Origin of the sequence: Lactobacillus sp. UMNPBX15 (genome assembly GCF_002553785.1) — a bacterium.
In the GTDB taxonomy this organism is placed as follows: Bacteria; Bacillota; Bacilli; order Lactobacillales; family Lactobacillaceae; genus Lactobacillus; species Lactobacillus crispatus.
Genome location: NZ_PCYV01000049.1, coordinates 1 through 9917, shown reverse-complemented (window position 1 = coordinate 9917; position 9917 = coordinate 1). Strand labels below are relative to the sequence as shown.

General features: G+C 37.2%; 6 protein-coding genes and 1 pseudogene. 4 read left to right on the top strand and 3 right to left on the bottom strand.

The features are described 5' to 3' along the window. Positions 1 to 188: 188 nt before the first annotated feature. Positions 189 to 2138 (bottom strand): sucrose-specific PTS transporter subunit IIBC, encoded by a 1950-nt coding sequence (locus tag CP366_RS09875; protein WP_005720565.1) that lies wholly within the window; start codon positions 2136 to 2138, stop codon positions 189 to 191. Between the two features lie 211 nt (positions 2139 to 2349). Between CP366_RS09875 and CP366_RS09870 the strand changes: the two genes are divergently transcribed. Together CP366_RS09870 and CP366_RS09865 are read left to right on the top strand one after the other, a co-directional pair. Beyond that, positions 2350 to 3807, top strand: a complete 1458-nt coding sequence (locus CP366_RS09870; protein WP_005720567.1) for a sucrose-6-phosphate hydrolase — start codon at positions 2350 to 2352, stop codon at positions 3805 to 3807. Positions 3808 to 3822: 15 nt separating this feature from the next. Continuing rightward, positions 3823 to 4809, top strand: a complete 987-nt coding sequence (locus tag CP366_RS09865; RefSeq protein WP_089147823.1) for a LacI family DNA-binding transcriptional regulator — start codon at positions 3823 to 3825, stop codon at positions 4807 to 4809. 37 nt (positions 4810 to 4846) lie between these two features. Here the strand turns inward: CP366_RS09865 and CP366_RS09860 are convergent, their stop codons facing one another. After that, positions 4847 to 5482 carry a redox-sensing transcriptional repressor Rex gene (locus CP366_RS09860; RefSeq protein ID WP_005720571.1) on the bottom strand — a complete coding sequence of 212 codons (636 nt, stop codon included), beginning with the start codon at positions 5480 to 5482 and terminating at the stop codon, positions 4847 to 4849. A 175-nt stretch (positions 5483 to 5657) separates the two neighbouring features. Between CP366_RS09860 and CP366_RS09855 the strand changes: the two genes are divergently transcribed. Further along, positions 5658 to 7580, top strand: coding sequence for an ABC-F family ATP-binding cassette domain-containing protein (locus CP366_RS09855; RefSeq protein WP_061204449.1), 1923 nt, complete (start codon positions 5658 to 5660; stop codon positions 7578 to 7580). A 47-nt stretch (positions 7581 to 7627) separates the two neighbouring features. On the opposite strand, the pseudogene CP366_RS09850 reads toward CP366_RS09855, so the two are convergent. After that, positions 7628 to 8798, bottom strand: a pseudogene (locus CP366_RS09850) (IS3 family transposase). A gap of 266 nt (positions 8799 to 9064) precedes the next feature. On the opposite strand from CP366_RS09850, the gene CP366_RS09845 reads away from it, so the two are divergent. Continuing rightward, positions 9065 to 9917 (top strand): transposase (locus CP366_RS09845; RefSeq protein WP_098043582.1); only part of this gene is annotated, 853 nt, incomplete at its 3' end.

The window sequence follows — 9917 nt, the reverse complement described above, 5'->3', positions numbered from 1 at the left end:
CTTGAGCAAAATCTTTGGTAAAATCATTCATGAAGGAGTTCTTCTTTCTGTATGTTTTTTTTTGTTCAAACCAATCATACGAGAAAGGAACTCCTTTTTCTAATGTTTAAAGAAATAAATTTAAGGAATCATTCATCCTTACACAAACTATTTTACAGTCTCAATTTTTTCTAGAGGAGTAGAAGAAACTAATTGTGTGCAGTAACAGCAATCAACTTGTCGCCGTGCTTGTCACCCGCATCAGTAATTCTTGAAACATTTGCATAGTTGGCAGTGTTAGTAATTACTACCATGACAGTAGTATCATAGCCTGCCTTCTTCACAGCATCTAAGTCAACTGTGCCGAGCTTATCGCCCTTGTTAACTCTTTGACCTTGCTTAACGAAACTTTCGAAGTGCTCGCCCTTAAGGTTTACAGTATCAAGACCAATGTGAATCAATACTTCTGCACCATCGTCTGACTTAATGCCATAAGCATGCTTAGTTTCATAAGCAATAGTCACAGTACCAGTAACTGGTGAATAGATCGTACCATCACTTGGAATAACGGCTGCACCATCACCCATTAACTTAGCAGAGAATACTTGATCATTAACTTTAGTTAAACTCTCAGGAGTACCATCAACTGGTGAAGCAATAACTTCATCCTTTAATGCCATTTGTTCCTTACCAAGCTTTTCAGCCTTTTGAGTTTCTTCAGCATAATCAGTTGCGTCGTTTACTGGAACATCTTGTTCAGCAACTTCTTCCTTCAAATGACCCTTACCATAAACATAAGTAAGGATGAAGGCAACAGCAAAACTAATTAATACGGAAACAACCCACATTGGAATAGTCTTAGGATAAATTGAAAGGAAGCCTAAGAAACCAGCTGAACCAAGAGCGGCTGCAGTAACATGCATCAAGCCCGCAAAAGCAGCAGCTACACCTGAACCAATTAAGGCACAGAAGAATGGGAATTTATACTTCAAGTTAACACCGAAAAGTGCTGGTTCAGTAATACCAAGAAGTGCTGAAACACCTGATGAACTAGCCAAGCCCTTCATCTTCTTGTTCTTAGTTAAGAAGTAAACAGCGAAAGTTGCGGCACCTTGAGCTACGTTAGCCATACATGCGGTAACAAAGATAAAGTCACCAGAGCTGGCTGGATTCTTAGCAAAGGCTGCTAAAAGCTGAGTTTCAACCGCTGGAAAACTTTGATGAAGCCCAGTAGTAACAATAGCTGAATAGGTAAGACCAAAGACACCCATCCCAAAGGCACCAGTAGTGTCATATAGCCAAACGATAGCATTGGTAATACCATCTGATACGCCTTTGAAGACTGGCCCAATAATTGTAAAAGTCAAAAAGCCAGTAATCATAATTGAAAGAAGTGGCGTAAAGGTAAAGTCAACAGCTGATGGCAAGTGCTTGTGGAAGTACTTTTCCAAAATTGACAATACCCAAACAGCTACTAAAACTGGAATAACCTGGTATTGATAGTTAGTTTGCGCAACATGCAAGCCAAAAATGTCCCAGAAGTGATTTGCACCAAGGAGTCCAGGTGTCGTCATAATCATTCCGATTGTAGCACCCAAGAATTGGTTAGCACCGAACCGTTTAGCTGCCGACATTCCGACTAGAATTGGCATAAAAATAAACGGAGCTGCTGACATAACTTGAATCATACTTGAAATACCAGCAACATTCGGTACCATCTGAACAACTGACTTTGGTCCAAACAGACCTGGTGAAGTCAAGAAGTTGTTCAAAGCCATCAACAAACCACCAGCAACTAAGGCTGGAATGATTGGAACAAAGATGTCAGACAAAAGTTTAATGAAATCCATTACTGGATTCTTCTTTTTACCTTCAGCTGCAACCTTCTTTAAGTCATCAGTTGATAATTCTTTTAAACCAGTGATTTTAATGAACTCATCGTAAACGTCATTAACATCCCCTGGCCCAATAATTACTTGATATTGACCATTGGTTTTAAAAGTACCCTTAACATCTGGATCATTATCCAATGCTTTTTGGTCGACTTTTGAATCATCTTTTAATACTAAACGCAGACGAGTAGCACAGTGGGCACCGGCAATAATATTGTCACGGCCGACGTCTTTAATTACTCGTTCAGCCACTTTTCTGTGGTCCATATTGATTCCTCCTATGTAAACGTTTTATTCTCAATTCACTAATTATGATAACGCATTCAAAAAATATGTCAATCGTTTGACATAAAATTCTTTATTTCTTTTATTTACTTATGAATTACTAAGTATTTTTCTTTCTGTTAAACGTTTGACATATTTTTCAGACTAACTTAAAATACATGTAAAAAGACAACGCTTTCATGGAGGCATATTTATGGAATGGACAAGAGAAAAACGTTACTTACCTTATCAAGATTGGGACGCTGATACATTAATGCATTTGCAAGCACAAGCCGCAAACTCACCTTACCAAATGCGCTATCATTTGCATCCTATTTCTGGCTTAATTAATGACCCTAATGGATTTTCCTACTTTGATGGTGCTTACCACCTCTTCTATCAATCATATCCATTCGGCGCAGTTCACGGTCTAAAGTCATGGTGGCACTTCAAATCAACTGACATGGTTCACTGGGAAAACTTAGGCTTAGGTATTGAACCAGACACAATGGCTGATTCACATGGAGCTTATTCTGGCTCTGCTCGCGAAATCGATGGTAAGCTTTTCATCATGTATACCGGTAACCACCGCGATGAAAATTGGGTACGTACTCCTTATCAAATCGGTGCTTGGATGGATAAAAATAATAAAGTTTCAGACAAAACCATCCTATTTAAGAATCCAGATCACATCACCGAACATTTTCGCGATCCCCAAATTATCAAAGAAAATGACACTTACTACGCAATTTTAGGTGCCCAAGATAAAAAGGAAAAACACGGTCACATTGACGTTTGGAAGTCTCAGGATCTAAAGAACTGGGAAGAATTGGGCTTCTTAGACTTTACCAACGAAGACATGGGCTACATGATCGAGTGTCCCAACATCGTCCGTGTTGATGGCAAAGTCGTGGTCATTTTCTGTCCTCAGGGTTTAGACAAAAAAGTAGCAGCTTATGATGACATTTACCCAAATATGTACGTTATTGCTGATGATATTGACTGGGAAAATCATAAGTTAATTAATCCAGGTAAATTACACAATTTGGATCACGGGTTCGATGTTTATGCCACTCAGGCCTTTAACGCCCCAGATGGTAATGCCTACGAAGTCAGTTGGGTTGGCTTGCCTGACACTACTTACCCTACTGATGATGAAAACTGGGCTAACTGCTTGAGTCAAGTGAAGGAACTCCACCTAAAGAGTGACAAGTTAATTCAAACGCCAGTTAAGGCAATAAGCAGTATCCGCAAAAACGAAGCAAGCATATCTAATCAAGTAGTCAGCGATCAAGCCGGCCAACAATTTGAACTTGAATTAACAATTAAGGCTAACCAAAGTGGCACTTTACATTTAGCTGCAAATAATGACTTAAGTAACAGTTTACAGCTCAATTTCGATACCAAAAATGGTAAATTAGTATTAGATCGTGCTCATGCTGGGCAAAAAGTAGCAGTTGATTATGGCGAAAGTCGAGCTATTACGCTTTCACCAAATCATGACCTCAAGCTTGATATCTTTGTTGATCATTCATTAATCGAAGTATTCGTTAATGATGGTGAAAAGGTATTGACTGGACGCTACTTTGCCGATCAGACCAACAAAAAAATTGCGTTTGCTCAAGACATTGACTACACTGGCAAGCTTTGGCAAATGCAAACAATTCTTTAAACATCAGGTGATACTATGGCAGCAAAATTAAGCGACGTTGCCAAAAAAGCCGGTTGCTCTGTAACTACCGTTTCGCGGGTAATCAACAACCATGGCTATTTAAGTCAAAAAACTAAAGATAAAGTTTTTGCCGCAATGCGGGAATTAAATTATCGTCCCAATTCTATTGCCCGCTCATTACAAGGAAAGAAAATGAAATTAGTCGGTTTGATTTTTCCTGAGATCACTAATCCTTTTTTTGCGGAATTAGTACAGGATATCGAAACCACTTTATTCCAACAAAACTATAAAGTAATCCTATGCAATGCAGGACAAAACAAAGAAAAAGAACGCGAATATCTGCGCATGCTTCAGGCTAATCAAGTTGATGGCATTATCGCTGGTGCGCACAATCTAGGTATCAATGAATACCAACAACTAGGTTTGCCAATTGTCTCTTTCGACCGAAAGCTATCTGATAATGTTCCAATTGTTAGTTGTGATAATTATCAAGGCATCAAGTTGGCAGTACATGACTTGGTTCAAACTGGTTGTCACAAAATTTACTTTCTGGGCAATGAACACAGAAAAGGTAATCCGACTGACGAACGACTAGCAGCTTATCTTGATGAAGCAAAGGAATGTCACTTTTCAGCCCACATTCGTTCAGTTGCTTTTTCTGATTCTTCCAACATTAAAAATATGAAAATTCATGACATGTTAGTCAATGATCATCCTGATGGCGTCGTCTGCACAGATGATTTAACTGCAGTTTTAGTTTTACAAGAAGCAAAAAAATTAGGCATTAAAGTGCCTAAGGAATTAAAAGTGATTGGTTTTGACGGAACAAAGCAAATTCAAACTTACCATTCGGAACTATCCACAATTGCTCAGCCAATTCATGATATTGCAACTTTATTGGTTAAGTTATTGCTTACCCGAATTTCCAATCCCGACGAAAAATTGCGCCAAAAGAATTATATTTTGCCTGTCAAATTAATCAAGAGTGAAACAACTGCATGAAAAAAAGCCGAAAATCGGCTTTTTCTTTTACTCAAATTTAGTTTTCTTTGTCACTATCTAAGAAATAGATCAACGTTTGCAATTCGGTTGCTAAGTCTACATTTTGTACTCGCACATCAGCTGGAGCTGATAAACGAATCGGAGTAAAGTTCATAATTCCCTTTACACCCGCATCAACCATTTCATCTGTAGTTTTCTGAGCAGCTGTTGAAGGAACTGTCAAAATTGCAATTGTAATCTGTTGATCACTTAGTTGTTGCTTTAAGTCGTCCATGTCATAAACGGGGACACCACTTAAGATACGACCAGTAATCTCCTTATTGATATCAAAAGCACAGGAAATTCGAATATTATTACTGCGCTTAAAGTTGTAATTAAGCAGCGCCCGTCCCAGATTACCTACACCTATTAAAGCAACATTAGTTAAAGTATCTTGATTCAAAATTTTCTTGAAGAAGCTCAATAAATTCTTTACATCATATCCATAGCCACGTTTTCCCAACGCACCAAAGTATGAAAAATCTCTTCTAATTGAAGCACTATCTACTTGAACTGCCTCTGACAGCTCAGTTGAAGAAACCTTATCTTTGCCTTCTTCATTTAAAATAATCAAATAACGGTAATATAATGGTAATCTTTTTGCCGTTGCTTTTGGGATTTTTATTTTTTCCATATAGGAACCCTCCAAACTTAAATGTTTGTGAATGTACAATCAAGCACTTCTATCATACCTGCTATGATAGTACTTATGCAAGTATCTTTTTCACAAATTATCATTTTTTTCACATATTTAACTTAAAAACAAACAATTTGCGCTATATGGTAGAATAGTGGTTAGGTGAAAAATTATGATTATTGCACAAGGACACGATTTAGAACAACAATTTGGGGCCAACACATTATTCAAAAATGTTAATTTTTCAATCGATTCCAATGCCAGAATCGGATTGGTTGGCCCTAACGGGGTTGGTAAAACCACCCTGTTAAAAATAATGACTGGTGAGCAAGAACCAACTCACGGCGAATTTACAGTTAATAAAGGCATTGATGTTGGTTATATCGCTCAGGAAAATGCATTAGATGAAAATAAAACCATTTGGGATGAAATGGAAACCGTTTTCGCTCCTTTAATAAGGGAAGGAAAAAGCTTAGTCCAACTACAAGAAAAAATTGCAGATCATCCTGAAGATCAAGAATTGCTTAAGCAATACGATCAAAAGCAATTCAACTTTGAACAAAAAGGCGGCTATACTTATCAATCTGATATTAAAAGTATCTTGAATGGCTTTAAGTTTCCTGAAGACACTTGGCAAAAGAAGATTGGTAGTTTATCCGGTGGTGAAAAAACACGGTTAGCTTTCGTTAAATTACTTTTACGCAAACCTGCTCTGTTGTTATTGGACGAGCCAACTAACTACTTAGATTTAGATACCCTAGATTGGTTGGAAGGATTTTTAAAGAATTACAGTGGTGCAATCCTCGTGGTTTCCCACGACCAATATTTCTTAGATCATTTAGCAACCCAAATTTTTGAACTAGAATTTGGTAAATTAACTGCTTTTAAGGGCAACTATTCAGCCTATGTCATGCAGCGCGAGCAACGTGATAAGGACCAAGAAGCCGCTTATGAAAAGCAACAAGCTGAAATCAAAAAAGATGAAGAATTTATCCAAAAAAACTTGGTTCGAGCAACTACCACTAAGCGTGCACAAAGTCGGCGTAAAAAACTAGAAAAAATTGAGCGGATTACTCCACCTAAACATAAAAATAAGGTACGGATTCATTTTTCAAGCGATCATCCTTCTGGCAAGGAAGTATTAATTTTCAACGATTTGACGATTGGTTATCCCGATAAAACCATGGTTAAAGATATTTCCTTCCAGATTAATAAAGGAGATCGCGTCGCGATTATTGGACCAAATGGAATCGGTAAATCTACTCTGCTTAAGACTATTATGAAGCAATTAACGCCCAAGAGTGGCTCAATTAAGTATGGCGCATCCCTTGAGATTGGTTATTACGACCAAGAATTACAAGGACTAGATCCATCTAAGACTGTATTGGATACTGTTTGGGATCGTCACAAAACCATGCCTGAACGCGATGTACGGTCAATCTTAGCCAGCTTTTTATTCACAGCTAAAGACATTGATAAAACGGTAGGTCAATTATCTGGTGGACAAAAAGCACGGTTAACTTTAACTGTTTTATCACTTGAACATGATAACTTCTTACTGATGGATGAACCAACTAACCACTTAGATATCGAAGCAAAAGAAGTACTAGAAAAAGCTTTAAAAGACTTTGATGGTACCCTGCTCTTTGTTTCCCACGACCGTTACTTTATCAATCAACTAGCTAATAAGATTGTTTTAGTTCGCGATGGGCATGCTAAAGTCTACGATGGCAATTATTCTTATTATCTTGATGAGAAGGCAAAACAAGCAGCTATGGCTGAAAATAGTGCCGCTGAGACAGAAGTCGAGCCAAGCAAACAAATTAGCCAGCAAAAACTTTCTTACCAAGAGCAAAAGCAACGTGATTCTCAAAAGAGAAAGTTGCAGCGTGCAATTGATAATGCAGAAAAACAAATTGAACAGCTTGAAGAACGAGAGCAAGAAATCCAAACCGAAATGGCCAATCCAGAAATTGCTTCAAGCTTTGATAAATTGGGGCCACTGCAAGAACAACTTTCTGATGTACAACAGAAATTAGATGAAGCAAATTCTGCCTGGGAAAAGGCAATCGAAGAAATGGACAATTTTGAATAAAAGTATAATAAGTAAGTTCTATGTACTGAGACGTAAAAAGTAGACAATTAAAATATTGGATTAATACAGGCTTGACTTCGATACTCTTTCGGGGTTAAGCCTTTTAATCTGCTCTTTATCCTTTCGTTGTTACAGTATTCGATATATTCCTCGATTGCTTGAGTTAATTCTTGAAGATTATGATACTTGTATTCTTGATCATAGAACATTTCAGTTTTGAGCAGGCCAAAGAAGTTCTCCATTAGCCCATCATCCATGGAGTTGCCCTTTCTGGACATGCTTTGAGTAATACCATGGAGTTTTAAAGCTCGCTGATAACGAGGGCTTTGATACTGACAGCCCTGATCAGTATGAAAAATGCAGTTATTAAGAGCTGTTTCTTTGGCAAAAGCCTTGTCAAGCATTGTCATTACTAAATCCATATCTGGATGTTTGGAGATAGTATAAGAAACTATATCGCCACCGCAGCCGTCTAGAATAGGCGATAAATAAAGCTTTTCATTATTAAGATGAAATTCAGTGATATCAGTATACCATTTTGTGTTAGGCAGGGCTGCGAAGAAATCACGATGAATTAAATTTGTAGCTATTTTGCCAATAGTACCTTTATAGCTTGAATATTTGCGCTTATTGCGCCTGATGCCTTTAAGACCTAATTTATGCATCCAATAGCGAACGGTTTTCTCCGTAACTTTCCAGCCCTCTCTGATTAACTGCAAAGCTACTCTGCGATATCCATAGCGGCCTTGATGATGATTAAAAATCTCATGGATTCTAGCAATAAGCTTTGACCGTTTAGGCTTGACGGGCTGTCGTTTGATAATCTTGTAGTATGAGCTTCCGGCAATTATAGGTAGCTCAGGGTGCTCTGCAATCGCAGCTAATACATAATTTAAACTAACTTTGAATTCTTGCCTTAGATCCGTAATCACCCTAGCTATTTCTTCTGATCTTCTTGATCCAAGGCACTTAGTTTTTTACGTATTCGTTCACAATACGCAATCGCAAGTTTTCTTCTTTCAGCTGCTGGATCTCTTTGGAATAGCTTTGGTTTTTAGTAGTTAAAATTTCTATTCCATGCATATCAATTAATCTAAGCATATAGTCTAAATTAGCTAGATTCATTCTGTACGCTTTAGCCAATTGACTGATTGAGATATTTTCATCTTTCCATTTATGATAAATTTCTATTTTTTGTTCTTTATTAAATTTAGACATAGTAAACATTCTAAGCTAAATAGTGAATTAGTTATCCGACGGGATAATTGATTCACTATTTTTATTCTTTTGTAGAATTAAAGTAGTAGTAAAACGATATGCCCTGAGGTCTTTAGACACTTGATGTCGCATAATAAACTGGCAGTTTTGCTTGAGTTTTCAGGAGTCTCTTCGAAGAATGTGGACACTTAGATGTCGAGTTTAGAAAATTAGATCTGATTTCTTAAGTAAATACGTTTTACTACTTGAGCTTAGGGGGTTATATTATGCAAGTTACTTTTGGAATTGATGTAAGCAAGTCGAATTCTACTGTTTGCGAACTAATTGGTGAAAGTAAAAATGAACTTACTATTACCAATGATCGTCCTGGTTTTATTCAATTACTTCATGAGCTGGCTGCTTTTTCTAAACATCCACAAATTATTTTTGAAGCTACCGGTGTTTATTCACGCAGACTGCAGGCTTTTCTTGAAGACTACGGCTATGAATATGTAATTCTTAATCCTCTTAAAGCTAAAAAAGAAATGGATATGGGACTACGTCATAATAAGACTGATAAAACTGATGCTTATCATTTAGCCTTAATTCAAAGACTATATCATCATCCAATTAATCAACTTCAATCTCAAACTTATAAGCAGCTTAATGCTTTGAGTCGTTTCTATGACCAGTTAACAGCTGACCTAGTAATGGCTAAAAATAGACTTCATCAAGCTTTACAATCGACTTTTCCTGAAATTGAAAATCTATTTTCTTCTGCTAAAGGTAAAAATTACTGGCAAATAGTTGTGCGATATCCTCATTGTGACTTAGTAAGAAGAGAAGATAAAAAACAGCTTATTAACTGGTTAATGAGCTTAAAGGGGATTGCTTTTAAACACGCTCTAAGGACTGCAGATAAATTAATTGAATTAACTTATCAAGCTTATCCAGTTGTATCTTGCTCTAGCATAGAAGTCGAGCAAGTGCAGTATTATGCACACAGATTGCTTAATTTAAGTGATCAAAGAGAAAATTTAATCGCAAGAATGGTTAAGTTAGCGAAGTCTTTGCCTAATCATGATTTAGAAAACCTAGAAAGCATTCCAGGCTTTGCACAGACCACTGCTGTCAGAGTTT

What these genes read in the sequence shown, in the direction of transcription:
- CP366_RS09875 (WP_005720565.1), bottom strand. Translation starts at nt 2,138, where the DNA reads ATGGACCACAGAAAAGTGGCTGAACGAGTAATTAAAGACGTCGGCCGT.
- CP366_RS09870 (WP_005720567.1), top strand. Translation starts at nt 2,350, where the DNA reads ATGGAATGGACAAGAGAAAAACGTTACTTACCTTATCAAGATTGGGAC.
- CP366_RS09865 (WP_089147823.1), top strand. Translation starts at nt 3,823, where the DNA reads ATGGCAGCAAAATTAAGCGACGTTGCCAAAAAAGCCGGTTGCTCTGTA.
- CP366_RS09855 (WP_061204449.1), top strand. Translation starts at nt 5,658, where the DNA reads ATGATTATTGCACAAGGACACGATTTAGAACAACAATTTGGGGCCAAC.
- CP366_RS09860 (WP_005720571.1), bottom strand. Translation starts at nt 5,482, where the DNA reads ATGGAAAAAATAAAAATCCCAAAAGCAACGGCAAAAAGATTACCATTA.